This is a genomic window from Modestobacter excelsi (assembly GCF_005930495.1).
Classification (GTDB): Bacteria; Actinomycetota; Actinomycetes; order Mycobacteriales; family Geodermatophilaceae; genus Modestobacter; species Modestobacter excelsi.
Genome location: NZ_SJEX01000076.1, coordinates 1 through 25934, shown reverse-complemented (window position 1 = coordinate 25934; position 25934 = coordinate 1). Strand labels below are relative to the sequence as shown.

The 25934-nt window shown below is 73.8% G+C and carries 21 protein-coding genes, 1 tRNA gene, 1 other RNA gene and 1 pseudogene; 18 read left to right on the top strand and 6 right to left on the bottom strand.

All coding sequences use genetic code 11. The features are described 5' to 3' along the window. Positions 1 to 1199 (bottom strand): serine/threonine-protein kinase (locus tag FHL80_RS20115; RefSeq protein ID WP_216870906.1); only part of this gene is annotated, 1199 nt, incomplete at its 3' end. Between the two features lie 55 nt (positions 1200 to 1254). After that, on the bottom strand, positions 1255 to 1602 hold the full coding sequence (locus FHL80_RS20110) for a hypothetical protein (protein WP_138735131.1): 348 nt from the start codon (positions 1600 to 1602) through the stop codon (positions 1255 to 1257). 138 nt (positions 1603 to 1740) lie between these two features. Between FHL80_RS20110 and FHL80_RS20105 the strand changes: the two genes are divergently transcribed. Further along, positions 1741 to 1825: transfer RNA gene (locus FHL80_RS20105), tRNA-Ser, on the top strand. An 18-nt stretch (positions 1826 to 1843) separates the two neighbouring features. On the opposite strand, the pseudogene FHL80_RS20100 reads toward FHL80_RS20105, so the two are convergent. Then, positions 1844 to 2707: pseudogene (locus tag FHL80_RS20100) on the bottom strand (DMT family transporter); the annotation flags it as partial. Positions 2708 to 2890: 183 nt separating this feature from the next. Between FHL80_RS20100 and ffs the strand changes: the two are divergent. From ffs to recR, 5 genes are all read left to right on the top strand, one after another. Next, positions 2891 to 2986: signal recognition particle sRNA small type (gene ffs, locus FHL80_RS20095), an RNA gene on the top strand. A 69-nt stretch (positions 2987 to 3055) separates the two neighbouring features. After that, positions 3056 to 3724: a YceI family protein gene (locus FHL80_RS20090; RefSeq protein ID WP_138735130.1), complete on the top strand. Its 669-nt coding sequence runs from the start codon at positions 3056 to 3058 to the stop codon at positions 3722 to 3724. A 48-nt stretch (positions 3725 to 3772) separates the two neighbouring features. Beyond that, positions 3773 to 6052 carry a DNA polymerase III subunit gamma and tau gene (locus FHL80_RS20085; RefSeq protein ID WP_138735129.1) on the top strand — a complete coding sequence of 760 codons (2280 nt, stop codon included), beginning with the start codon at positions 3773 to 3775 and terminating at the stop codon, positions 6050 to 6052. A 228-nt stretch (positions 6053 to 6280) separates the two neighbouring features. Then, complete coding sequence (locus tag FHL80_RS20080) at positions 6281 to 6592, top strand: YbaB/EbfC family nucleoid-associated protein (RefSeq protein WP_246078821.1); 312 nt, start codon at positions 6281 to 6283, stop codon at positions 6590 to 6592. Between the two features lie 43 nt (positions 6593 to 6635). Further along, the gene (gene recR / locus FHL80_RS20075) at positions 6636 to 7232 is read left to right on the top strand and encodes a recombination mediator RecR (protein ID WP_138735127.1); all 597 of its coding nucleotides are present in this window, start codon (positions 6636 to 6638) and stop codon (positions 7230 to 7232) included. A gap of 65 nt (positions 7233 to 7297) precedes the next feature. Here the strand turns inward: recR and FHL80_RS20070 are convergent, their stop codons facing one another. Further along, on the bottom strand, positions 7298 to 7663 hold the full coding sequence (locus tag FHL80_RS20070) for a Rieske (2Fe-2S) protein (protein WP_138735126.1): 366 nt from the start codon (positions 7661 to 7663) through the stop codon (positions 7298 to 7300). 136 nt (positions 7664 to 7799) lie between these two features. Here FHL80_RS20070 and FHL80_RS20065 point away from each other — a divergent pair, with 136 nt between their 5' ends. From FHL80_RS20065 to FHL80_RS20035, 7 genes are all read left to right on the top strand, one after another. Then, positions 7800 to 8558 carry a VOC family protein gene (locus tag FHL80_RS20065; RefSeq protein ID WP_138735125.1) on the top strand — a complete coding sequence of 253 codons (759 nt, stop codon included), beginning with the start codon at positions 7800 to 7802 and terminating at the stop codon, positions 8556 to 8558. A gap of 133 nt (positions 8559 to 8691) precedes the next feature. Next, positions 8692 to 9141: a hypothetical protein gene (locus FHL80_RS20060; RefSeq protein WP_138735124.1), complete on the top strand. Its 450-nt coding sequence runs from the start codon at positions 8692 to 8694 to the stop codon at positions 9139 to 9141. Between the two features lie 17 nt (positions 9142 to 9158). After that, positions 9159 to 11231, top strand: a complete 2073-nt coding sequence (locus FHL80_RS26815; protein WP_138735123.1) for a TPM domain-containing protein — start codon at positions 9159 to 9161, stop codon at positions 11229 to 11231. Positions 11232 to 11405: 174 nt separating this feature from the next. Beyond that, positions 11406 to 13064, top strand: coding sequence for an ABC transporter substrate-binding protein (locus FHL80_RS20050; protein ID WP_138735122.1), 1659 nt, complete (start codon positions 11406 to 11408; stop codon positions 13062 to 13064). 128 nt (positions 13065 to 13192) lie between these two features. Then, positions 13193 to 14293 (top strand): ABC transporter permease, encoded by a 1101-nt coding sequence (locus FHL80_RS20045; RefSeq protein WP_138735121.1) that lies wholly within the window; start codon positions 13193 to 13195, stop codon positions 14291 to 14293. A 1-nt stretch (position 14294) separates the two neighbouring features. Continuing rightward, entirely contained in the window at positions 14295 to 15347 is a 1053-nt protein-coding gene (locus FHL80_RS20040; RefSeq protein WP_138735120.1) for an ABC transporter permease, read from the top strand. Next, on the top strand, positions 15344 to 17026 hold the full coding sequence (locus tag FHL80_RS20035) for an ABC transporter ATP-binding protein (RefSeq protein ID WP_138735119.1): 1683 nt from the start codon (positions 15344 to 15346) through the stop codon (positions 17024 to 17026). The genes FHL80_RS20040 and FHL80_RS20035 overlap by 4 nt, the downstream gene beginning before the upstream one ends. 37 nt (positions 17027 to 17063) lie before the next feature. Here the strand turns inward: FHL80_RS20035 and FHL80_RS20030 are convergent, their stop codons facing one another. Further along, complete coding sequence (locus FHL80_RS20030) at positions 17064 to 18029, bottom strand: pirin family protein (RefSeq protein ID WP_138735118.1); 966 nt, start codon at positions 18027 to 18029, stop codon at positions 17064 to 17066. Between the two features lie 179 nt (positions 18030 to 18208). Between FHL80_RS20030 and FHL80_RS20025 the strand changes: the two genes are divergently transcribed. The 5 genes from FHL80_RS20025 (at position 18209) to FHL80_RS20005 (ending at position 24139) form a co-directional block, all read left to right on the top strand. After that, positions 18209 to 18460 (top strand): YybH family protein, encoded by a 252-nt coding sequence (locus FHL80_RS20025; protein WP_138735117.1) that lies wholly within the window; start codon positions 18209 to 18211, stop codon positions 18458 to 18460. Between the two features lie 110 nt (positions 18461 to 18570). Then, positions 18571 to 20250, top strand: coding sequence for a circularly permuted type 2 ATP-grasp protein (locus FHL80_RS20020; protein ID WP_138735116.1), 1680 nt, complete (start codon positions 18571 to 18573; stop codon positions 20248 to 20250). After that, positions 20244 to 21194, top strand: a complete 951-nt coding sequence (locus FHL80_RS20015) for an alpha-E domain-containing protein (RefSeq protein WP_138735115.1) — start codon at positions 20244 to 20246, stop codon at positions 21192 to 21194. Before FHL80_RS20020 ends, FHL80_RS20015 begins: the two co-directional genes overlap by 7 nt. A 5-nt stretch (positions 21195 to 21199) precedes the next feature. Further along, on the top strand, positions 21200 to 22111 hold the full coding sequence (locus FHL80_RS20010) for a transglutaminase family protein (protein ID WP_246078820.1): 912 nt from the start codon (positions 21200 to 21202) through the stop codon (positions 22109 to 22111). 174 nt (positions 22112 to 22285) lie between these two features. Further along, complete coding sequence (locus FHL80_RS20005; RefSeq protein ID WP_138735113.1) at positions 22286 to 24139, top strand: ABC-F family ATP-binding cassette domain-containing protein; 1854 nt, start codon at positions 22286 to 22288, stop codon at positions 24137 to 24139. Between the two features lie 42 nt (positions 24140 to 24181). On the opposite strand, the gene leuA is transcribed toward FHL80_RS20005, so the two are convergent. Further along, on the bottom strand, positions 24182 to 25915 hold the full coding sequence (gene leuA, locus FHL80_RS20000; protein WP_138735112.1) for a 2-isopropylmalate synthase: 1734 nt from the start codon (positions 25913 to 25915) through the stop codon (positions 24182 to 24184). Positions 25916 to 25934: the final 19 nt, after the last annotated feature.

Sequence of the window (25934 nt, the reverse complement as noted above, 5' to 3'; positions counted from 1 at the left end):
CTGCTGGAGGTCGGGTCGGCGGACGGCGTCCGGTCGTCGTCCTGGCCGAGCTGCCAGATGAGCACGAAGCCGGCGAGCAGCACGGCGACCAGCAGCGCGGCGAGGGCGATCAGCCGGCCCCGTCGGCGGGGCCGCGGCGGTGGGGCGGCTGCGGCAGCCGGGGTGCGGTCCGGCGGCGGGCCGGCCGGCAGTCCAGGGTCGCGCACCGGCTGCTCGGTCGCGGGCGCGGCGGGCTGGACGGCGGTCGCGAAGGGGGTGCCGGCCGGCGCGGCCGGGCTTCCGGCGGACGGGACGGCGGGCAGCGCTCGGCCGCCCACCGGGTGGACGTCGGTGAGCGTGGGCGTCAGCGGCGTCCGGGCGGTGAGCACCGCGGTGACGTCCCGGTCCCGGCCGGCGGCCAGCGTGGCCAGCTGGTCGCGGACCTCGGTCATCGACGGTCGCCTCGCCGGCTCCGAGTCGAGCATCCGCATCAGCGGCCGGGTCAGTGCGCCGGCGTTGCGCGGCCGGCTGAAGTCCCCGCCGGCGACCCGGTAGAGCATCTCCAGCGGGTTCTCGGTCATCCCGAACGGCGGGGTGCCCTCCAGGCAGGCGAACAGCGTGGCGCCCAGCGAGTAGACGTCGCTGGCCTCGTCGGGCTCCTGGCCGCGGGCGACCTCCGGGGCGAGGTAGGCCGGCGTGCCCTTGACGACCCCGGTCTGGGTCAGCGAGACGTCGCCGCGGGCCCGGGAGATGCCGAAGTCGGTGATCTTCACCAGACCCTCGCTGCGCCCGCCCTCGCCGATCAGGATGTTGCCCGGCTTGACGTCGCGGTGGACGACGCCGGCGGCGTGCGTGGCGATCAGGGCGTCGGCCACCTGGGCGCCGATCTGGGCCACCTGCTGGACCGGCAGGGTGCCGCGGTCGGCCAGCACCTGGGCGAGGCTGCGCGAGGGCAGGTACTCCATGACCAGCCACGGCGTGCCGCCGTCGTCGACCATGTCGTAGACCGAGACGGCGTGCGGGTGGGTGATCCGCGCGGCGATCCGGCCCTCGCGCATCGCCGCGTCGCGGTGGCCCTCGGTGGCCTGCGGGTCGCTGCCGACCGGGATCAGCACCTGCTTGACCGCGACGTCGCGGCCCAGCACCTCGTCGCGGGCCAGCCAGACCGCGCCCATCGCCCCGCCACCGAGCCGGGAGCTCAGCAGATAGCGCCCGGCCACCCGGGAACCCGCCGACGTCACCCCTGTCCCGATCGCCCGTCCGCCCGGCCGGAGCTCAAGCGGAGACCGGGGCGCCGTAACGGCGCGCGTACTCCGTCTGGGCCCCCTCGGGCAGTGCGTCGTACAGGTCGGCCAGCTGGTCGATCGAGCTCTGCGGCAGCTCGTCGAACAGCTGCGACCAGCTCGGCGGGTCGTCGTGGCTGCGGGTCAGCAGCAGCTCCCACGCCCGCGTCTGCCGGTCGCGCTGGACCCGGTCGGCGACCATGCCGGAGAGGTACTGGTCCTTGGCGGCGTCCTTCTCGGCGCGCGTGGCGTCGGCGGGGAGGTTGCTGGGGTCGGTCTCCTGCAGCGCCGTCACGATGGCCGCGACCACCTCGGGGCGCACCTGCTCGGTACCGCTCATGTCCCGTCCTCCCGCTCCTGTGCCCCGGCTGTCGTTGCCGGGTCCGACAACTCAACCACTCTCGCAGGGTGCGGGCCGCTCGGCAGGGAGGGGACCGGCTGACCGCCCGGGAGGTGCCCGGTAGAGTGACGTCGCACTGGAGGATTCGCCTAGTGGCCTATGGCGCTCGCTTGGAAAGCGGGTTGGGTGCAAGCCCTCGGGAGTTCGAATCTCCCATCCTCCGCACGTAGAGCGCCGTCACGGCGCCGAGCATCAACGCCCCGCCCGCCAGCGCGGTCGGGGCGAGCCGTTCGCCGAGCAGCCCAGCGGCCAGCGCGGTCGCGGTCAGCGGCTCGAGCAGGGTCACGATCGAGGCGACCGCAGCGGGCACGACCCGGACCCCGGCGAAGAACAACCCGTAGGCCAGCGCCGTCGGCACCGCCCCGAGGTAGACCAGCAGCGCGAGCGACAGCGGGTCGGCGGTCAGGTCCAGCCCCGCGGTCAGCGCGACCGGCGTCAGCAGGACGGCACCCGCCGCGAAACCGACCGTCGTCGTCGGCACGCCGTCGGGCACCCGGGACGAGAGCAGCACCACGCCGGCGTAGGCGACCGCGCAGCCGACGGCCGACAGCGCGCCGAGCAGCACGGCGTCGCCGACGTCGCCGCCGGCCGAGACGCCGACCAGCAGCACCAGCCCGGCCAGCGCGACGACCAGCGCCAGCCCGGTCGACCGGTCCGGCCGGCCGTGCCCGAGGACGGCGGAGCCGACGGCCACCAGCAGCGGGGCGAGCCCGAGCGAGACGAGTGTGGCGATGCTCACCCCGGCGCTGGCGACGGCGGCGAAGTAGGCGCTCTGGTAGGCCGCGAGCCCGGCGCCGACGGCGAGCAGTCGCCACCGCAGCCCGCCGGTCAGCGGTGTCCCGGCGGCTGGGCGGCGGGCCAGGTGGACGACGCCGAGGACGGCGGCGCCGATGGCCATCCGGTGCCAGGCGATGTCCAGCGGGTCCAGGCCGGCGCGGTCGGCGACCACGTCGCCGGTGATCCCGGAGGTGCCCCAGCAGAGCGCGGCGAGGACGACGAGGAGGAAGCCGCGGGCAGGGCTGGGCCGGGTGGTGGGGGTGGACATGACGCTCCTGGGTCGGCCGGTCGGAGGACGCGGTCCGGAGCGCGGGCGGTCAGCCTCGCGGCGCTCCGGTCAGGAGTGCGGCGGGGGCAGGACGAGAGTGTGCCCGGTCATGGCGGCAGAGCCTAGCGGGGCGCCGCGGCGACGGCACCGGCGTCGTCGGACCGCCCGTCCTCTACAATGGTGCACGACCCCTCGTGCGGCGTCACCCTGTGAACCTCCCCAGGGCCGGAAGGCAGCAAGGATAAGCGGGCTCTGACGGGTGTGCGGGGGGTCCTTTTCTCTCCTGGCTCACAGGCTCCTCCCAGGTTGATCCCCTGTGATGCACGAACCTCCAACAGGGGAGCTGTCATGCCCAGTCGCCGTACCTGGTGGACCACCGGTGGAGCGGTCGCCGTCGTCGCCGCGGCCGCGATCGGTGGACCGCTGGTCTACGCCGCGCTGGAGGAGGACGCCCCGCCGGCGCCCACCGTGAAGGTCCAGCCCTCGGACGCCGCCCTGGTCGAGGACACCGACGGCACCTGGACGGTGTCCGCGGGCTCGTCGGCCGGCTACCGCGTGCACGAGGTGCTCAACGGCGCCGACGTCACCGTCGCCGGCACCACCGACCAGGTCACCGGCACCGTGGTCATCGCCGGCGGGGACCTGGCCGACGCCGAGGTGACCGTCGACGTCGCCTCCGTCACGACCGACAGCGGGCAGCGGGACTCCTACTTCCGCGGCAACGTGATGGACGTCGACGAGTTTCCGACCGCGACGTTCGCGGTCACCCAGCCGGCCGACCTGCCGGAGCTCACCGGCGCCCCGGTGACCGTGCCGGTGACCGGGGAGCTGACCCTCAAGGGCGTGACCCGGCAGGTGCAGACGGAGGTCTCCGTCGTCCGCACCGGAGCCGGGGTCGACGTCTCCGGGTCGGTCCCGGTGACGTTCGGCGACCACGGCATCGACGCGCCGAGCCTCGGCTTCGTCCGGGTCGACGACCAGGGCGCCGTGGAGTTCTTCCTGCACCTGACCCTCTGACCGCCCGGGACGCGCCGGACCGTCCGTGCGGCTGGGTAACCTCGCCCCGTGGCTCTGGCGCTCTACCGCAAGTACCGTCCGGCGACCTTCGCCGAGGTGGTCGGGCAGGAGCACGTCACCGCGCCGCTGATGAACGCCGTCGACAGCGGGCGGATCAACCACGCCTACCTGTTCAGCGGCCCGCGCGGCTGCGGGAAGACGTCCTCGGCGCGGATCCTGGCCCGCTCGCTGAACTGCGAGCAGGGCCCCACGTCGACGCCGTGCGGGGTGTGCGGCTCGTGCATCTCGCTGGCCCCCGACGGCCCGGGCTCCATCGACGTCATGGAGATCGACGCCGCCAGCCACGGTGGTGTCGACGACGCCCGGGACCTGCGCGAGAAGGCGTTCTTCGCGCCGGTGCACAGCCGCTACAAGGTCTACATCGTCGACGAGGCGCACATGGTCACCACGCAGGGCTTCAACGCCCTGCTCAAGGTGGTCGAGGAGCCGCCGGAGTTCCTCGTCTTCGTCTTCGCCACCACCGAGCCGGAGAAGGTCCTCCCGACCATCCGCTCGCGGACCCACCACTACCCGTTCCGGCTGGTGCCGCCGAGCACGCTGCGCGGCTTGCTGGAGAAGACCTGCGCCGCCGAGGGCGTGCAGGTCGAGCCGACGGTCTTCCCGCTGGTGGTGCGGGCCGGCGGTGGTTCGGTGCGCGACTCGCTGTCCATCCTCGACCAGCTGCTGGCCGGTGCCGGGACCGACGGCGTCACCTACCGGACGGCGGTCGGGCTGCTCGGCGTCACCGACGAGGCGCTGCTCGACGAGGCCGTCGACGCGCTCGCGGCCGCCGACGCACCCGGGGTCTTCCAGGCCGTCGACCGGGTCGTGGAGGCCGGGCACGACCCGCGCCGGTTCGCCACCGACCTGCTCGACCGGCTGCGCGACCTGATCGTGCTCAACGCCGTGCCCGAGGCCGGTGGCAACGGGCTGCTCGACTGCCCGCCCGACCGGCTGGACCTGATGTCCCGGCAGGCGCAGGCGCTCGGCGCGGCGACGCTGTCCCGGCTGGCCGACACCGTGCACGAGGGCCTCACCGAGATGCGCGGGACGACGGCGCCGCGGCTGCTGCTGGAGCTGGTCTGCGCGCGGATGCTGCTCCCGGGCGTCGACGACTCGGCCGCGGCGACCCTTCAGCGGCTGGAGCGGCTCGAGCGGCGGATGTCGATCGCCGGCGAGCACGCCGGCCGTCCGGAGGCCGCGGTCGCCGCCGCGCCGGCCGCGCCCGTGCGCCCCGCCCCGCCAGCTCCCGCACCCGCCCTGGCCCCGGTCGGGCGGCCCGTGCCCGAGCCGCAGCGTGAGCCGGTCCCGGCCGCTGCAGCTGCGGCCCCGCCGGCCGCCGCCCGCCCGGCGTACGTGCGACCGTCGCAGGCCCGCGCGGCCGCCGCCGGTCCGTCGACCGCGCCGGCGCCAGCCGCCGCGACGCCGGAGGGGGACGACGGCTGGCCGGTCACCGCGCGGCCGGGCGCCATGGCGTCTGCTCCCGCGCCGGCACCTGCGAGCGCCGGCGCGTCGTCCGGCGGGGAGGGCCCGCCGGCGGTCCGCCCCCGGCCGCCGGTGGCGGTGGGGGAGCCCGACGTGCCGCTCCCGCCGGAGCCGACCGACGACGAGGACTGGCCGCAGCCGGCCCGCGCGGCCGCACCCTCCGGCCCACCGGCCCCGGCACCGCAGGCCGAGCCGGCGCCGCCGGCTGCCACGCCGGCTCCGGCCGCTGCGCCCGCCCCGGCTCCGCGGGCCGCGGCGGAGTCGGCGCCCGCGCCTCGCGGTGGCGAGCCGACGCCGCTGGTCTCGGCGACCCCCGAGGAGCCCGCCGAGGGCGACGGTGAGCTGACCACCGTCGACGTCCGGCGGATCTGGCCGGAGCTGCTCGCGGTGGTGAAGCGGCACAAGCGCACCACCGAGGCGCTGCTGAAGAGCGCGCAGGTGCACGACCTGACCAACGGCACACTCACCCTGGTGGCCACCTCGCCGGCGCTGGCCAAGATGCTCGGCGACGACCTGAACAAGGACATCGTCCGGCAGGCGCTGCAGGAGCTGCTCGGCGTCCGGTGGAAGGTGCAGGCCGTCGTCGACGTCCCGGGGCAGCCGGCGGCCGGCCCGGCGCCGACCCCCGAGGCGGCGCGGGCCGCCGTGCAGGCCGCGGAGAGCGCCGAGGCCGACGAGCTGATGGCCGAGCGGGCCGCGGACGTCGCCTCCGACGACGGTGCGGCCGCCGCTCCCGCCCTCGACCCCGAGGCGGCGGCCCTGCAGCTGCTCCGCACCCAGCTGGGCGCCCGCCCGATCGAGTGAGGGCCCCCTCGCCCCCACGACACGCTCCGCGCGCCGCGGGACCCTGCGAGGGGGCCGGGCGCCCGGGCCTGCGAGCGGTGGGGCCCCGTCGCGCTCGATGGGCGCGGCGTCCGGTGCCGGCCGAGGCTGACCGGCCGGCACCGGACGGGGTCGGGTGCGGGGAGTCGGCCGCGACTGTCGGCAGGAGCGCCTACGCTCGTGGTCATGGGACCCGGTGGCCAGCCTGACATGAGCCAGTTGCTGCAGCAGGCGCAGAAGATGCAGCAGGCGCTTGCCGACGCGCAGCAGCAGTTGGCCACCAGCGAGGTGACCGGCTCGGCCGGCGGTGGCCTGGTGACGGCCACCATGACCGGCAACGGTGACGTCGTCTCCCTCACCATCTCCCCGACCGCCGTCGACCCCGACGACGTCGAGACCCTGCAGGACCTGGTCGTCGCCGCGCTGCGGGACGCCCAGCGGGCCGTGAACGAGCTCGCCGCCGCCACGATGGGCCCCGTCACGGGCGGACTCGGCGGCGGGCTGGGTCTGCCCGGCTTCTGACCCACCCGGGGCGGCGCACCGCCGTCCCACCCGAAGGAGAACCGTGTACGAGGGCGCCGTCCAGGACCTCATCGACGAGCTCGGGCGGCTGCCCGGCGTCGGTCCCAAGAGCGCGCAACGCATCGCCTTCCACCTGCTGGCCGCGGAGTCGGCCGACGTGGGCCGGCTGGTTGCGGCCCTGCAGCGGGTGCAGGCCGAGGTCCGCTTCTGCGTGACCTGCTACAACGTGGCCGAGGGCGAGCAGTGCCGGATCTGCCGCGACCCCCGGCGGGTGCTCGACGTCATCTGCGTCGTCGAGGAGCCCAAGGACGTCGTGGCGATCGAGCGCACCCGCGAGTTCAAGGGCCGCTACCACGTGCTCGGCGGCGCGATCAGCCCGATCGAGGGCATCGGCCCGGACGACCTGCGGGTCAAGGAGCTGATGACCCGGCTGATGGACGGCCAGGTCACCGAGCTGATCATCGCCACCGACCCGAACCTGGAGGGTGAGGCGACCGCGGCCTACCTGGCCCGGCTGGTCGGTCCGCTCGGGCTGGCCGTCTCCCGGCTGGCCAGCGGCCTGCCGGTGGGCGGTGACCTCGAGTACGCCGACGAGGTCACCCTGGGCCGCGCCTTCGAGGGACGCCGCCGCATCGCCTGATGGAGGACCCCGCTGCCCCCACGCTTCGCGAGCTCAGCGCGGGCCCCTGCAGCGGGGCCGTTCCATCACGTCACCACGATGTCCTCGCCCCGGCGGACGGCGCGGCGGACGCGGAGCCGCACCAGCTGACCGAGCACCTTCACCAGGCCGGAGTAGCCGGGGGTCGGGCCGTGGTAGCCGAGGAAGCCGCGGGGACCGGACACCATCTCGCCGGTGTGCAGGTCGTAGCGGGCCTGGTGCCACGGGCAGACCAGGCAGCCCTCGGCGTCCACGCTGCCCTGGGCCAGGTCGGCCAGCTGGTGCCGGCACCGGCGGGAGACGGCGACGAGCCGGCCGCGGTCGTTGACCACCGCCCACTGCCCGGCGGGGCGCACGGCGCCCGGGGGCAGGTCGGCGGCGGGGACGCGGTCGGGCTCGGGTGCGGTGTCCATGGCGGGCTCCGGCCTCCTGGTCTCGGTGGGTGCCGACCTCCGTACCCGACGCAGCGGCGTGCAGACCTCGCGCGCCGGGCCGGCAGTTCTGTCGGTACCCGGTGGGACGGTCGACCTCCCGACCCGAGGAGGAGTCATGCCGACTCGCGACACCCCCTGGCCGACCGGCACGCCGTGCTGGGTCGACCTCGGCACCCCCGACATGGACGCGGCGCAGGCGTTCTACGCCTCGACCCTGGGCTGGACGTACTCCGGGGGTGAACCGGAGTACGGCGGCTACGCGATGTGCCTGACGGGCGGTCGCAAGGCGGCCGGGATGGGCCCGCAGCAGAGCCCCGACGACCCGCCCCGGTGGACGACGTACTTCGCCACCGACGACGCCGACGCCACCGCCGCCCGGGTCACCGCGGCCGGCGGCACGGTCATCGCCCCGCCGATGGACGTCGGCCCGGCCGGGCGGATGGCCATCGCCGCCGACCCGCAGGGCAACCCCTTCGGCATCTGGCAGGCCGGCGAGACCACCGGCGTCGAGGTGTTCAGCGAACCCGGCTCCCTGGTCTGGAACGAGGCCGCCGTCGACGACCCCGCCGCGGCGCGGGAGTTCTACGGCGCGGTCTTCGGCTTCAGCTGGCAGGAGGTCCCCGGCGCCGAGGGCTACACCACCTTCGCCACCGCCGACCGGCCGCTCGGCGGGCTCGGCGGGATCTCCCCGGGGCTGCCCTCGGGCTGGTCGACCTGCTTCTCCGTCGCGTCCACCGACGAGGCGGTCCGGGCCGTCGAGGCCGGCGGCGGCAAGGTGCTGATGGCCGCCCAGGACACGGAGTTCGGCCGGTTCGCCGTCGTCGCCGACCCGTGGGGCGCCTCCTTCTCGGTGATGGCGGAGATCGCGAGCTGAGCAGGACCTGACATCTGGCACCTGTCCCGGGGCGCGGCCCCGGGACAGGCTGGGTGCACGCCCAGCGGCGGCACCTCCGCGGCCCGGGCACCGGCACCGGGCCGCGGCGGTCCGCCCGAGGGGAGTGGTCCGTGTGCGCGGCGTCGTCCTGGTCCTGCACGTCGTCCTGGGCAGTGGTGGGCTGCTGCTCGGCCCTGCCTGGGCGGTGACCCGATTGCGCGGCCGTCCGGCGACCGGCCTGGCGGTGGCCTACCAGGTGGTGGTCGCCGGGATCACCGTCTCCGCCGGGGTCCTCGCGGTCACCGATCCGCAGCTGAGCTGGCTGCTGCCGGTGGCGGCGGCCACGGAGGCACTCGCGGTCACCGGGGCGCTGGCCCGGCGCCGGGACTGGCCGGGATGGCGGAGCTGGCAGCCGCACCTGCTGGGCGGCTCGTACATCGCGCTGGTCACCGGGGTGCTGATCGCCGAGACCGGCAACCCGGTGTCCTGGCTGCTCCCGGCGCTGGTCGGTCAGCTGCCGATCGCCGCGGCCAAGCGCCGGCTGCACGCGGTGGACCCACCACTCGCCCCGGCTCCGGCCTGATCAGCGACGATGGGGGCATGTCCCGCCTCCCCCGACTGGTCGCCGCCCTCTCCGTGCTGGTCGCGCCGCTGCTGGTCACCGGCACCGCGGCCGCCTCGCCACCGGTCTCGGTGACCAGCCAGGTCACCGACGAGGCCGACGTGCTCAGCACCAGCGACGAGTCGCAGGTGCAGTCGGCACTGGAGGACCTCCAGGCCGAGGACGGCACCCAGCTCTACGTCGTCTACGTCGACTCCTTCGACGGCGTCGCCCCCGGCACGTGGGCCAACCAGTCCTTCGACATGTCCGCGCTCGGCAACAACGACGTCCTCTTCGCCGTCGCCACCGAGGACCGGCGCGACGGCTACTTCGTCGGTCCGAACACGGACGTGACCGAGGCCGACCTGTCCGACCTCATCAGCAACGACGTCGAACCGGAGCTGGGCCAGGGCGACTGGGCCACCGCGGCGGTGACCCTGGCCGACGGGCTCCAGTCCGGGAACGCCAGCTCGGGCGGTGGTGGCGACGGGGCAGGCGGGGGAGCGCTGGCCGTGCTGCTCGGGATCGCCGTCGTGGGTGGCGGCGGGTACGCGGTGGTGCGCAGCCGGCGCCGCAAGAAGCAGGCGGCTGCCTCCGCCCGCGCGGCGGAGGAGCGTGCGGCCGCGGAGGCCGCGGCCCGCGACCCGCACCACGGCACCAGCACCGAGCAGCTGACCTTCCGGGCCAGTGAGGAGCTGCTGGCGCTGGACGAGGCGGTCAAGACCTCCGAGCTGGACCTCGCCTACGCCCGGTCCCAGTACGGCGAGCAGCCGGTCGCCGGCTTCCAGGAGGCGCTGGACCAGTCCAAGGCCGAGCTGTCCCGGGCGTTCACCATCCGGCAGGAACTCGACGACGACGTGCCCGAGGACGAGCCGACCCAGCGCCGCATGCTCACCGAGCTGCTGCAGCTGACCGCCGCCGCGGCCGCCCGGCTGTCCGGCCAGGCCGAGGCGTACGCGCGGTTGCGCCACCTCCAGGAGTCCGCGCCGGAGTCCCTGGCCGCCCTGGCCCCGGCGATCGAGGCGGCCCGGGCGCAGGTGCCCGCCGCGGAGCGGACCCTGCAGGACCTGGAGCGGCGCTTCGCCCGGACGGCGTGGGCGGCCGTCGCCCAGAACGCCACCGAGGCGCTCGCCCGGATCGACCTGGCGGAGTTGGCCGTCGCCCACGGCCGGTCGGAGCTCGAGGCCGGCCGGCCGGCCGGTGCGGTACCGGCGATCCGCGCCGCCGAGGACGCGCTGGCGCAGAGCCGCACGCTGCTCGACGGCGTCGACCGGCTCGCCGCCGAGCTGGCCGCCACCGGAGCCCGGTTCGACGACGTGCGGGCGGAGACGGAGAAGGACATCGCCGAGGCCCGCGCGATGCTGTCCCGCGGTGTCGACACCCCGGGGCTGCGCGACCAGCTCGCCCGGGCCGAGAGCGCGCTGGCCGGCTCGCTCGCCGAGATGCGGCCCAGCGGCAGCGCGCTGCCCGACCCGCTGGCCGCGGTGCGCCGGCTGGACGAGGCGGACCTCGCGCTCGAGGCGGCCCTCGAGCCGGCGCGCGACGCCCGTCAGCAGCAGGAGCGCGCCGCTGCCCACCTGCAGCAGGCGATCCGGGCCGCGGACTCCTCGGTGACGGTGGCCGGCGACTTCATCGCCACCCGCCGAGGCGCCGTCGGGAGCTCCGCGCGCACCCGGCTGGCCGAGGCCGAGCGCCACCTCGACGACGCGTCGCGACTGGGCGGGTCCGACCCGCTGGCCGCCCTGCGTGCGGCGCAGCGGGCCGACGGGCTCGCCCAGCAGGCACTGACCGAGGCCCAGCAGGACGTCGACGACTACATGTCCGGCGGCTACGGCGGGCGGTACGGCGGCCGCCCCGGGTACGGCGGCGGCTACCGGGGCGGCTACGGCGGTGGTGGCTTCGCCGGCGGGGTGGCCGGTGGCGTGGCCGGCGGGGTGCTCGGCAGCATCCTGATGGGCGGGCTCGGCGGCGGCTACGGCGGTGGCTTCGGCGGCGGTGACGGCGGCGGGTTCGGCGGCGGCGGGGACTTCGGCGGCGGTGGCGGCGACTTCGGCGGCAGCGGCAGCTTCTGAGCGGCGGGCGTTCCACCGGCGTCCGGCCGTGGTCACAACACGATCACAGCCTCATCCGCCCTTCTCACACCGTGGGACCGGTGTGTTAGTCATGGACTTCCGATGGCCACAGGCGGCTGCGGTGCTGCGCCTCTGTGCGCCCGCAGGCCGCCTCCCACGAGATCGAGGTAGCGGATGAACTCCGTGTCCAGGAACGGCCGGCGCACGCTGGTCGCGACGGCAGGCATCACGGCGGCAGCGCTCGCGCTGTCCGCGTGCGGCGGCGGCAGCGACGACGGCGACGGTGGCGGGTCGTCCGGCGGTGGCGGCAGTCTGACGATCGGCACCAGCGACAAGATCACCACGATCGACCCCGCGGGCGCCTACGACAACGGCTCGTTCGCGGTGATGAACCAGGTCTACCCGTTCCTGATGAACACGACGCCGGGCAACCCCGACGTCCAGCCGGACATCGCCGAGTCCGCCGAGTTCACCTCGCCGACCGACTTCACGGTGACGCTCAAGCCGGGTCTGACCTTCGTCAACGGCCACGAGCTGACCTCCTCGGACGTCAAGTTCAGCTTCGACCGCATCCTGAAGATCAACGACGAGAACGGCCCCGCCTCGCTGCTGGCCAACCTCGCCGGCGTCGACGCGCCCGATGACACCACGGTCGTGTTCCACCTCAAGGTGGGCAACGACCAGACGTTCGCGCAGATCCTGTCCACCAACGTGGGCCCGATCGTCGACGAGGAGGTGCTGTCGGCCGACGCGCTCACCCCGGACGCCGACATCGTCGCGGGCGAGGCCTTCGCCGGCCCGTACACGATCACCAACTACGACCAGAACAACCTGGTCTCCTACGAGGCCAACCCGGACTACCAGGGAGCCCTCGGCGCACCGAAGACCGACAAGGTCAACGTCAAGTACTACGCCGACGCCTCGAACCTGAAGCTGGACATCCAGGAGGGCAACATCGACGTCGCCTTCCGCAGCCTCTCGGCCACCGACATCGCTGACCTGCGCGGCAACGACAACGTGCAGGTCGTCGACGGCCCCGGTGGGGAGATCCGCTACATCACGTTCAACTTCAACACCCAGCCCTTCGGCGCGACCACGCCCGAGGCCGACCCGGCCAAGGCGCTGGCCGTGCGCCAGGCGGTCGCCGACCTGATCGACCGGCAGGAGATCGCCGACCAGGTCTACAAGGGCACGTACACGCCGCTGTACTCCTTCGTCCCCGAGGGCCTGACCGGCGCCATCACCCCGCTCAAGGACGCCTACGGCGACGGCAACGGTGGCCCGGCCGTGGACAAGGCCAAGCAGCGGCTGGCCGCGGCCGGCGTGACCACGCCGATCGAGCTCAGCCTGCAGTACTCCAGCGACCACTACGGGCCGTCCTCGGGTGACGAGTACGCGCTGATCAAGGACCAGCTGGAGTCCAGCGGCCTGTTCACGGTCAACCTGCAGACCACCGAGTGGGTCCAGTACTCCAAGGACCGCGTCGCCGACGTCTACCCGGCCTACCAGCTCGGCTGGTTCCCGGACTTCTCCGACGCCGACAACTACCTGACGCCGTTCTTCCTGAACACCCCGGAGAGCACCGCGTTCCTGCAGAACCACTACAAGAACGACGCGGTGAACGCGCTCATCCAGCAGGAGGTGACGACCACCGACCCGGCCGCCCGCCAGCAGCTCATCGAGCAGGTGCAGACGGAGGAGGCCAAGGACCTGGCCACCGTCCCCTACCTGCAGGGGTCCCAGGTCGCGGTCGTCGGCAAGGACGTCAGTGGCACGGAGGACACGCTCGACGCGTCCTTCAAGTTCCGGTACGGCGTCCTGTCCAAGGGCTGAGCAGCCGCACCTGGACGGATCGACACTGCACGTGGCCCCGGGTGACCCGCATGACGCGGGTCACCCGGGGCTCCGCACGTCCGGCCCTGCCGCACCGGCCGGGGAGCCGTACTGATGGACTGGGAGCGATGACCACGACCACGACGGAGCTGACCGCGGGCTCCACCGACCCCACCGGCGACGCCCCGGCGGAGCGCAAGCGCGGCGGCGGCGGCTTCGGCAGCTACCTGCTCATCCGTTTCCTGCTGATCTTCCCGACGATCTTCGTCCTGGTGACGACCGTCTTCTTCCTCATGCGGTCCACCGGTGACCCGATCACCGCGGCCCTCGGTGGCCGGCTGCCGGCCGACCAGCTCGCCGAGCGCATCCACGAGGCCGGTTACGACCGGCCGCTGATCAGCCAGTACCTCTCCTACCTGGGCGACATCCTGCACGGCGACTTCGGGACGACGCTGAGCGACCGCCGGCCGGTCACCGAGGTGCTGCGGACCTTCGGCGCCGCGACCCTCGAGCTCGCCGTCTACGCGTTGCTCGTGGCGTTCATCGTCGGCATCCCGCTGGGCATGCTGGCCGCCTACTTCCGCGACCGGTACCACGACGCCCTCCTGCGGGTCTTCGCGATCCTCTGCTACGCCACCCCGGTCTTCTTCGCCGGCCTGGTGCTCAAACTGGTCTTCTCGGTGTGGCTGGACTGGCTGCCCGTCGCCGGCCGTGCGTCCACCGGCGCGGAGATCCAGCTGCAGACCCTCGACCACCCGACGAACATCTACCTGGTCGACGCGATCCAGACCGGGGACGGCGAGATCGTCAAGGACGTGCTGCAGCACGCCGTCCTGCCCGCGGTCGCGCTCGGCCTGCTCACCGCCGGCATCTTCCTGCGGCTGGTGCGCACCAACGTCATCGGCACCCTGGGCTCGGGGTACGTCGAGGCGGCCCGCTCCCGCGGGGTCCCCGAGTCCCGGCTGCTGCGCAAGCACGCCTACCGCCCGGCGCTGATCCCGATCATCACCGTCATCGGCCTGCAGATCGCCGTCCTGCTCGGCGGCGCGGTGCTGACCGAGACGACGTTCGAGTGGAAGGGCCTGGGCTTCCAGCTGGCCCAGTACCTGACCGCCCGCGACTTCGTCGCGGTGCAGGGCATCGTCGCCGTCCTGGCGGTCATCGTCGCCGTCACGAACTTCATCGTCGACGTCATCGCCGCGCTCATCGACCCCCGGGTGAGGTACTGAGATGGCCACCGCCACCACCGTGGGCACCACCGGCCGGACGAGGGGCTGGCAGGGGCTGCCGATCGTCAAGCAGGTCCGGCAGAGCGTCGGCCTGCAGCGCGGCATGCTGCTGGCCGGGCTGGTGCTCACCGGCGTCTTCGTGGTCACCGCCGTCTTCGCGCCGCTGCTCGCGCCCTACGAGTACGACGAGCTCCGCGACGCCGCCGGCCCGTTCGGCGCCCAGGCGCGCCCCTCGGGCAACCACCTGCTCGGGACGACGGTCGGCGGCTACGACGTGCTCTCCCGGGTCATCTGGGGCACCCGCACCGCGCTGGCCGTCATCGTCATCGCCGTCCTGCTGTCCATCGTCGCCGGCGTGCTGCTCGGCCTGGTGTCGGGCTACTTCGGCGGCTGGCTGGACCGCGTCCTGGTCGTGGTCTGCGACGCGGTGTACGCCTTCCCGTCGCTGCTGCTGGCCATCATCGTGGCGATCGTCATCAGCGGCGGGCAGTCCAGCCTCATCGGCGGCGTGATGGCGGCCGCCATCTCCATCACGGTCGTCTTCATCCCGCAGTACTTCCGGGTGGTCCGGGCGGAGACGGTGCGGATCAAGTCCGAGGCGTTCGTGGAGTCGGCCCGGGTCATCGGGGCCAGCAACTGGCGGATCATGGTCCGGCACGTGCTGCGCAACGCCACCCGCACGCTGCCGCTGATCCTCACCCTCAACGCCTCCGAGTCCATCCTCACCCTCGCCGGCCTGGGCTTTCTCGGCTTCGGCATCCAGCCCACCGCGGCGGCCGAGTGGGGCTTCGACCTCAAGCAGTCCCTCGCCGACGTCTCCAGCGGCATCTGGTGGACGTCCATCCCCCCGGGCGTCGCGATCGTGCTGACCGTGCTGGGCCTGACCCTGGTCGGCGAGAGCCTCAACGACCTGGCCGACCCGCGGCTGCGCAGCCGCCGGGCGGTGGGCGGGCCGCCGCCCGCCGGAGCCGTGGAGCCCGGCGGGGTCTCGGTCCAGACCGTCGTCCCCGGGCTGCCTGCCGCACCCGGCACCATCGAGGGGTTCTCCGCATGAGCACCGTCGTCGACATCAACGACCTGCAGATCTCCTTCGCCACCGACGCCGGCACGGTCGACGCCGTCACCGGGGTCAGCCTCCAGGTCCAGGCCGGTGAGGTGCTGGCCATCGTCGGGGAGAGCGGCAGCGGCAAGACCGTGACCGCGCGCAGCATCCTCGGGTTGCTCCCGGAGACCGCCCGGGTGCGCGGCGCCGTGGTGCTGACCAGCAAGGACGGCAGCAACTCGCAGGACGTCGTCCCGCTGCGCGGCTCGGCGCTGCGGGAGGTGCGCGGCGAGGACGCCGCGATGGTGTTCCAGGAGCCGTCGACCTCGCTGAACCCGGTCTACCCGGTCGGCTGGCAGATCATCGAGGGGCTGCGCGCGCACGGGAAGCTCAGCCGCAAGGAGGCACGGGCCAAGGCGGTCGACGTGCTGCGCCGGGTCGGCATCCCCGACCCCGAGGAGCGCATCGACCACTACCCGCACCAGTTCTCCGGCGGGCAGAAGCAGCGCATCGTCATCGCCCAGGCGCTCGTGCTCGACCCCGGCGTCATCATCGCCGACGAGCCGACGACGGCGCTCGACGTCACCGTGCAGGCCGAGATCCTCGAGCTGCTGCGCCGCTGCCGGGACGACTTCGGCGCCGCGATCGTGCTGATCACGCACAACATGGGCGTGGTCGCCGACCTCGCCGACCGGGTGGCGGTCATGTACCAGGGCGAGATCGTCGAGCAGGCCGACGTCCGGACGCTGTTCAGCGCCCCGCAGGACCCCTACACCCAGCAGCTGCTGGCGGCCGTGCCGCGACTGGGGCAGGGCGTCGAGCACACCCGGGAGCGGGCGGCCAGGCGGGGGCCCGGCTGGGCACAGGCCGCGCCGGTCGTCGAGGCCCGCGACCTGCGGATCGTCTACCCCGGGCGGCTGCGCCAGCCGGACTTCACCGCGGTGGACGGCGTCAGCTTCTCGATCCGGCCGGGTGAGGTGCTCGGCCTGGTCGGCGAGAGCGGCTCCGGCAAGTCGACGATCGGCCGGGCCATCGCCGGGCTGACCAAGGTCTCCGGCGGGTCGCTGCAGGTGCTCGGCACCGAGATGAACGGGTTCAAGGAGCGCGCGTTCCGGCCGGTCCGCGAGCGGATCGGGTTCGTCTTCCAGGACCCGGCGTCCAGCTTCAACCCGCTGCTCACCATCGCCGACGCCGTCGCCGAGCCGCTCGTGGTGCACAAGCGGGCCAAGGACCCGCGCGCCGCCCGCGCCCGGGTCGACGAGCTGCTCGAGGCGGTCCAGCTGCCCCGGCACTTCGGCGACCGCTACCCGCACGAGCTCTCCGGTGGCCAGCGCCAGCGCGCCAGCCTCGCCCGCGGGCTGGCGCTGCAGCCGGAGCTGCTCATCGCCGACGAGCCCACCTCCGCCCTCGACGTCTCGGTGCAGGCCCGGGTGCTGGAGCTGTTCGACGAGCTGCAGAAGGAGCTGGGCTTCGCGGCGTTGTTCATCAGCCACGACCTGGCCGTCGTCGACCTGCTGGCCGACAAGATCGCCGTCCTCTACCGGGGCGAGCTGGTCGAGGAGGGCACCGGTGCGGAGGTGCTCGGTGCGCCGAAGCACCCGTACACCCAGCGGCTGCTCGCCTCGCTCCCGGTGCCCGACCCCGGCGAGCAGGCCCGCCGCCGCACCGAGTGGAACGCCCTCCGCGCGTGAACCGGAGGGGCCATGTCGGCCAACATGCCCCCCGGGATCAACGCTCGCGGCCGCGGGGCTTGAGGGGGAGCGGCGGCAGGGCAGGCGCGGGCAGCCGGTAGCCGTCGAAGCCGGGGACGTCGTCGAACCGGTCGCCCTCGGCCCACGCGCTCGCGTACTCGGCGATCTCCTCGCCGGACCGGCCGACGAAGTTCCACCACATGACGATCCGCTCCTCGAACGGCTCGCCGCCCAGCAGCAGCAGCTGCGCCGGCGCCTCGGTGCGCAGCCTCACCGTGCGCCGTCCGGTGCCCAGGTAGAGCATCGCGCCCGGGGTCAGCGGCACGCCCTCGACGTCGGCGGCCCCCGACGCCACCAGCACGCCGTGCTCGAAGTCCGGCTCGAGCGGCAGCTCGACGTCGGCGCCGGCAGCCAGTGCGAGGTCGACGCCGACCAGCGGGGTGTGCGCGGTCCCCGGTGAGGTCGCGCCGCCGATCGTCCCCATCAGCACCGTCGCCCGCAGCCCGTCGGAGTCGAACCCCGGCAGCGCGGTGTGGTGCTCGAACGCCGGGGTGGTGTCCCGGACGCCGTCGGGCAGCGCCACCCACAGCTGGGCGCCGTGCAGCAGCCGCGGGTGCTCGGCGGGGGACTGCTCGGCGTGCGCGATCGCGTGCCCGGCGGTCATCAGCGCGAGCTCCTTCGGCCGGATGACGACGTCGCTGCCCAGCGAGTCGCGGTGGTGCACCTCGCCCTCCAGCAGCCAGGACACCGTCTGCAGCCCGGTGTGCGGATGCGGCAGCACCTGCATGCCCGCCGACGTCCAGACGTCGTCGGGACCGTAGTGGTCGACGAACGCCCAGGCGCCCACCAGCCGGCGGCCCAGCGTGGGCAGCAGCCGGCGCACCTGGGTGCCCTCCCCGAGCAGCACCTCCTTGCCCGGGAGCAGGTCCAGCGCCGGGCCTGCCGACGTCGCGGCCAGGCCGCCCAGCTCGCGCGCGTCGGGACGCGGCTCGAGGTTGCTCATGTCCCGATCCTGCCCGGGCAGGCCGCGACCGCGGGCTCTCCCGCCCTCGCGTTCCGTCGCAGGCGTCCAGTGGCTCGCGGACCTCCGCGGCGGCCGCCGTCGCCACGGGGCCGGGCAGGTCCCGCACCGCCCGGGCCAGCGCGGCGGACGCCCGCCTGTTGCCGCCCGGGGCGGAGGCCGTGACCGGAGAGGGAATCCAGGCGTACTGGCAGAGCTTCCTCGACATGGGTGTGACTGGCGGCCGACTCGATCTCGTGACCTTCGAAGAGCGCGACGACCTCGCCGTACAGGAAGGTCGACATGAGGTGACGAACGGCTCGGAGGTCCTGGACACCGGGAAGTTCGTCGATGTCTCGCGACGCCAACCCGACGGCAGTTGGAAGTTCGTCATCGACATCTTCAACTCGAGTCGAACTCCCGCGGCGGACTAGCCCCGCGCGGGTCGGCGACGTCTGGTACTGCAGCGACACACCGGCATCTGCCGTTGCAGTACCAGCTCGCCGAAACGCGCGGGACACACGTCCTGTCTAGGTTCGTCGCCATGGCGGACCTCTTCGACGGCTACCCCCTCGGGCAGCAGTGGGACGAGATGTTCGAGGCCCCCGGCCGGCCCCGCCCGCCCTACACCGGTCTGTACAGCTCGCTGCAGCGGATGTCGGGGGAGGAGCTGGCCGCCCGGGCCGACGTCCTCTCGCAGACCTACCGGGACGCCGGGGTGACCTTCGCGCACGCGGGGGAGGAGCAGCCGTTCCCGCTGGACATCGTGCCCCGGGTGATCGGCCACGAGGAGTGGTCGCTCGTCGAACGCGGGGTGGCCCAGCGGGTGCACGCCCTCGAGGCGTTCCTCGCCGACGTCTACGGCGCCGGCCAGGTGTTCACCGATCGCGTCGTCCCGCGCAGCGTCGTCACCACCAGCGCGCACTTCCACCGCGCCGCGCACGGCCTGGTGCCGCCCAACGGCGTCCGGGTGCACGTCTCGGGGATCGACCTGGTCCGTGACGAGGCCGGCGACTTCCGGGTGCTGGAGGACAACCTCCGCTCGCCGTCCGGGGTCAGCTACGTGATCACCAACCGGGCGGCGATGAGCCAGGTGCTCCCGGAGCTGTTCGGCGACCACCGGGTGCAGCCGGTGGGCGACTACCCGGGCAGGCTGCTCGCCGCGCTCAAGGCCTCCGCGCCCCCGGGCGTGAACGACCCGACCGTCGTCCTGCTGACCCCCGGCGTCTACAACTCCGCCTACTTCGAGCACGCGCTGCTCGCCCGCCAGATGGGCGTCGAGCTGGTCGAGGGGCGCGACCTCGTCTGCTCCGGTGGTCAGGTCAGCATGCGGACGACCGACGGCCAGCAGCGGGTCGACGTCATCTACCGCCGGATCGACGACGCGTTCCTCGACCCCGTGCACTTCCGCTCCGACTCGGTCATCGGCTGCGCGGGGGTGCTCAACGCCGCCCGCGCGGGCCGGGTGACCATCGCCAACGCGGTGGGCAACGGGGTCGCCGACGACAAGCTGCTCTACACCTGGGTGCCCGACCTGATCCGCTACTACCTGGCCGAGGAGCCGGTGCTCGCCAACGCCGACACCTACCGGCTCGACGAGCGGGACACCGTCGAGTGGGTGCTGGCCTCGCTCGACCAGCTGGTGCTGAAGCCGGTCGACGGCTCGGGCGGCAAGGGGATCGTCATCGGGCCGCGCGCTGACGAGCGGACGCTGGAGGAGCTCGCGGTCAAGGTCCGCGCCGCGCCGCGGGACTGGATCGCGCAGGCGCCGATCGGCCTGTCGACGTCCCCGACGCTGATCAACGGCCGGATCGCCCCCCGGCACGTCGACCTGCGCCCGTTCGCGGTCAACGACGGCTCCGACGTGTGGGTGCTGCCCGGGGGGCTCACCCGGGTGGCGCTGCCGGAGGGGGAGCTGGTGGTCAACTCCAGCCAGGGCGGCGGGTCCAAGGACACCTGGGTGATGACCCCGCCCCGGCCGACCGCCGAACCGGCGCCCGGGCACGAGGTGACCCGGATCGAGTTCACCACCGCCGACCTGCCGGCCGAGCCGCCCGCGCAGGACCCCGGTCCGGCCAACGACAACGCGATCGCCCAGTCCCAGCAGCAGCAGCAGTCGAAGGACCCCGCCCCCTTCAGCCCTCGCAGGCTCGGGCCGAGCCTCTGGGCGGGGCCGGTCGCTGGTGGCGACGGTCGGGTTCGTCCCGGTGGTCAGCCGTGCTGAGCCGGATCGCGGAGTCGCTGTTCTGGATCGGGCGGTACGTGGAGCGGGCCGACGACACCGCCCGCATCCTCGACGTGCACACCCAGCGGCTGGTCGAGGACCCGTGGATCGACGAGCGGCGGGCCTGCGCGAACCTGCTGGCGCTGATGGGCGCGCCCTGCCCGGAGGAGGACGCCGACACCGAGCGGGTGCTGGCCACGCTGGCCTTCGACCGGTCGAGCCCGAGCTCGATCACCGGGGCGCTGTCCGCGGCACGGGAGAACGCCCGGGGTGCCCGTGAGGTGCTGTCGGCGGAGATCTGGGAGTCGCTCAACGTCACCCACAACGCCCTCCCGCAGCAGCGGACCATGGCCCGCCGGTACGGCCCGCACTCGCTGTTCCGGTTCGTGCGGGAGCGGTCGGCGATGGTGTTCGGGCTGGCCGACGCCACGATGAGCCGCGACGAGAGCTGGCTGTTCCTCATCCTCGGCCGCTCGCTGGAGCGGGTCGACATGACCGCCCGGATGCTGTCCACCCGCGTGCTGGCCGGCGACGCCGCGCCCTCCTGGACGCTGGTGCTGCGCTCGACCGGCGCCTACGAGCCCTACCTGCGCACCTACCGGGGTGCGGTGAACTCCAGCCGGGCCGCGGAGTTCCTGCTGCTCGACCGGCTGTTCCCCCGCTCGGTGTTCGCCGCTCTCGAGCAGGCCGAGGGCTGCCTGGCCGAGCTCGAGCGGGCCAACGTGCGCGAGGGGCACCGGGTCGGCGTCGCCGGCGAGGCGCACCGGATCGTCGGCCGGGCGCGGACCATGCTGGAGTTCATGCAGACCGACGAGATCCTGGCGAAGCTGCCCACCCGTCTCGACGAGCTGCAGCGCACCTGCTCGCTGGCCAGCGAGGCGGTCACCAGCCGGTTCTTCACCGAGCAGGCGCCCCAGATCTGGGTGCCGGAGAACGTCGGGTGACGGGCGTGCCCCAGTCCCAGACCCAGTTCGGCAGCACCCAGACCCAGGCGCAGGGCCCCGTCCGGGTGCCCAGCGACCGATGGCGGTTGCAGGTGGTGCACCGCACGGAGTTCCGCTACGGCGGGCCGGTGCGGTCGTCGTACAACGAGGCGCGGATGACGCCGGAGAACAGCAGCCGGCAGACGACGCTGCGCTCACGGGTGGAGATCGAGCCGACCGCGACCGTGCACGCCTACCGCGACTACTGGGGCTCCACGGTCACCGCGTTCGACACCCACGGACCGCACACCGAGCTGGTGGTGAAGGCGACGTCGGTGGTGGAGGCCGGCCCCGAGCCGCACCGGCCGGACGCGCTGGACTGGGCCGCGCTCGCCGACCCCGACGTCCTGGACCGGTTCGGTGAGTTCCTGCGCCCCTCCCGGCTGACCACGATGGACGAGCCGGTGGTGGCCCGGGTCCGCGACGTGGTCGGTGACGCCGGACCGCGCGAGGCCGGCCGCCTGGTCTGCCGGTTCGTGCACGACCACATGGAGTACCTGACCGGCTCGACGAACGTGAAGACCAACGCGATGCAGGCCTGGACGTCGGGCAAGGGCGTCTGCCAGGACATCTCGCACGTCTCCGTCGGCCTGCTGCGCGCGCTCGGGCTGCCCGCGCGCTACGTCTCCGGCTACCTGCACCCCCGGCCGTCGGCGCAGATCGGCCAGGCGGTGACCGGGGAGAGCCACGCCTGGGTGGAGTGGTGGGACGGCGGCTGGTCGGGCTACGACCCGACGAACGTGGTGGAGATCGGGACCCGGCACGTGACGCTGGCCCGGGGCCGGGACTACGCCGACGTGCCGCCGCTCAAGGGCATCTTCTCCGGGCCGAAGAGCGAGGGGTCGACGGTCACCGTGGAGGTCACCCGCCTGGCCTAGCAGGCGCCGTCGAACGTCGCCGGGCATGTCCTCCTCCGTGTCCACCCGCGGGACCAGTTCGTCCGCCACTCCCGTGACGACTGGGTCGGCTGGGGCGGGCGGGGCGCTCGGGGCGCTGCCGGGACGTGCGGTGGCATGGGGGAGAATGGCTGGGATGACCGCTGGACCGCCCCGATGAGCGCACCGTTGAACCTGGTCAACCTGGAACGGGTGCACAAGGCCCACGGGACGACCGTCATCCTCGACGACGTGTCCCTCGGCGTCGCCGCCGGCGAGCGGATCGGTGTCGTCGGCCGCAACGGCGGCGGCAAGTCCACCCTGCTCGGCGTGCTGACCGGCACCCAGGAGCCCGACTCGGGCCGGGTCACCCGCCGCGGCGACCTGGCGATGGGCGTCCTGGACCAGACCGGCACGCTGCCGCCCGGGGCGACGGTCCGCGACGTCGTGCTGCCCACCTCCCGGTTCGCGGAGGAGCACGAGTGGGCCGGTGACGCCGCCGTCCGGTCGGTGCTGACCGGGCTGGAGCTCGACCGGCTCGGGCTGGACTCCCCGGTCGCCCCGATGTCCGGCGGTGAACGGCGCCGAGTGGCGCTCGCCGCCCAGCTGATCCGGCCGCTGGACCTGCTGGTGCTCGACGAGCCGACCAACCACCTCGACGTCGAGGGGGTCGCCTGGCTGGCCGAGTACGTGAAGGCCCGGGCCGGCGGGCTCGTGGTGGTCACCCACGACCGCTGGTTCCTCGACGAGGTCTCCACCACCACGTGGGAGGTCGCCGACGGGCAGGTGCACGCCTACGAGGGCGGCTACTCGGCCTACACGCTGGCCCGCGCGGAGCGTGCCCGCATCGCGTCGGTGACCGAGGAGCGGCGGCTGAACCTGGTCCGCAAGGAGCTGGCGTGGCTGCGTCGCGGCCCGCCTGCCCGGACCAGCAAGCCGAAGTTCCGGATCGAGGCGGCCCAGGCGCTCATCGCCGACGAGCCGCCCGCCCGGGACACGATGGCGCTGGCCGGCTTCGCCGCCCGGAGGCTGGGCAAGACCGTCTACGACGTCGAGGACGTGACGTACACGGTCCGCGGCCGCGGGGACGCCGACGACGACCCCGGCGGCCCGGCCGACCCCGGGGGTGCCGAGGCGCGCACGCTGTTCGACCACCTCACCTGGCACGTCGGTCCGGGCGACCGGATCGGCATCGTCGGCGTGAACGGCGCGGGGAAGACCTCGCTGCTCAAGCTGCTGGTCGGTGAGGTGCAGCCGGACGCGGGCGACGTCGTGGTGGGGCAGACGGTCGCGCCGGCATACCTGTCCCAGCACGTCACCGAACTGCCGCCGCGGTCCCGGGTGCTGGAGGCCGTGCAGGACGTCGCCCGGATCGCCAGGATCGGCAACCAGGAGATCTCGGCGTCCACGCTGGCCGAGCGGTTCGGCTTCGCCGCCAACCGGCAGTGGACCCCGGTCGGCGACCTCTCCGGCGGTGAGCGCCGCCGGCTGCAGCTGCTCCGGCTGCTGATGGCCGAGCCGAACGTGCTGCTGCTCGACGAGCCGACGAACGACCTGGACATCGACACGCTGACCGCGCTGGAGGACCTGCTCGACAGCTTCCCCGGCACGGTGCTGGTGGTCAGCCACGACCGCTACTTCGTCGACCGGGTCTGCGACTCGGTGGTCGCGCTGATGGGCGACGGGTCGGTCGCGGCCCTGCCCGGTGGGGTCGAGGAGTACCTGGCCCGGCGGGCCGCGGGGGAGGCGGCGCTGCCCTCGGCGGGTCCGGTGGCCGCGCCCGGCAGCCCTGCCGCCTCACCGACCCGCAGTGCTGCCGACGTGCGCGCGGCCCGCAAGGACGCCGCCCGGCTGGAGCGCCGGATGCTCAAGCTGGACGCGGACGAGAAGGCGCTGCACGGCAAGCTGGCGGCGGCCGCCGCCGACTACGCGAAGGCGGCCGAACTGGACGCCCAGCTGCGGGCGGTGCAGGCGGAGAAGGAGCAGGTCGAGCTCGACTGGCTCGAGGCCGCCGAGGTCGCCGAGGGCTGAACGAGCACCGGGGGCAGGGATCGGCCCTGCCCCCGGCGATGATCAGCGCTCGGCGCGGTTGACCGCCGAGACGATCGCGCGCAGCGACGCCGTCACGATGTTCTCGTCGATCCCGACGCCCCAGAGGACCCGCTCACCCACGGCGCACTCCACGTAGGACGCGGCCCGGGCGTCGCCGCCGGCGCTGAGGGCGTGCTCGGCGTAGTCGAGCACCCGGACGTCGACGTCGACGCTGCGCAGCGCGTCGACGAAGGCCGCGATGGGGCCGTTGCCGCGGCCGTGCACCGTCGTCGGGACGCCCTGGTCGACCAGCTCGACCTGGATCGCGTCCGGACCGTTGCCGGATGCGGTGTGCTCGTGGCCGGCCAGCGTGAAGCGCCCCCACGGCGCCGCGGTGTCGGGCAGGTACTCGTTGCTGAAGGCGGTCCACATCTGCTGGGCGGTGACCTCGCCGCCCTCGTCCTCGGTGTGCCGCTGGACGACGGCGCTGAACTCGATCTGCAGCCGGCGGGGCAGGTCCAGCTGGTTCTCGGTCTTCATGATGTAGGCGACGCCGCCCTTGCCGGACTGGCTGTTGACCCGGATCACGGCCTCGTAGCTGCGGCCGACGTCCTTGGGGTCGATCGGCAGGTAGGGGACCGCCCACGGGATCTCGTCGACGGTCTTGCCGGCGGCCGCGGCGTCGGCCTGCATGGCCGCGAAGCCCTTGTTGATCGCGTCCTGGTGGGAGCCGGAGAAGGCGGTGTAGACCAGGTCCCCGCCGTAGGGGTGCCGCTCGTGCACGCCCAGCTGGTTGCAGTACTCGACGGTGCGGCGGATCTCGTCGATGTCGGAGAAGTCGATCTGCGGGTCGATGCCCTGGCTGAACAGGTTCAGCCCCAGGGTGACCAGGTCGACGTTCCCGGTGCGCTCGCCGTTGCCGAACAGGCAGCCCTCGATCCGGTCGGCCCCGGCGCGGTGGCCGAGCTCGGCGGCGGCGACGGCGGTGCCCCGGTCGTTGTGCGGGTGCAGGCTCAGCACGACCGCGTCGCGGCGGGTCAGGTTGCGGTGCATCCACTCGATCTGGTCGGCGTAGACGGTCGGCTCGGCCATCTCCACGGTCGCCGGCAGGTTCAGGATCGTCGGCCGGTCGATCGTCGGTTCCCACACGTCGGTGACGGCGTTGCAGATCTCGACCGCGTAGTCCAGCTCGGTGCCGGTGAAGGACTCCGGCGAGTACTCGAACCGGATGTCGGTGTCACCCATCTGCTCGGCCAGCTTGCGCACCAGCTGCGCCCCGTGGACGGCGATGTCGGTGATCCCGGCGCGGTCCTGGCCGAAGACGACCCGGCGCTGCAGGGTGGACGTCGAGTTGTACAGGTGCACGATCGCCTGCTTGGCGCCGCGCAGGGACTCGAAGGTGCGCTCGATCAGCTCGTCGCGGGCCTGGGTCAGCACCTGGACCGTGACGTCGTCGGGGACCAGGTCGTCGGTGACCAGCTGGCGGATGAAGTCGTAGTCGGTCTGGCTGGCGGCGGGGAAGCCGACCTCGATCTCCTTGTAGCCCATCCGGACGAGCAGCTCGAACATCCGCCGCTTGCGCTCGGGGGTCATCGGGTCGATCAGTGCCTGGTTGCCGTCGCGCAGGTCGACCGCGCACCAGCGGGGGGCGACCGTGGTCGTCCTCTCCGGCCAGGTGCGGTCGGGCAGCGGTACGGGCGTGAACGGCGCGTACTTGCCGATCGGCATGGCCGAGGGGCGCTGGGGGTTGCGGGCGTGCGGGTGGGACTCGGGCATGGGGGCTCCTCGTGCGGGC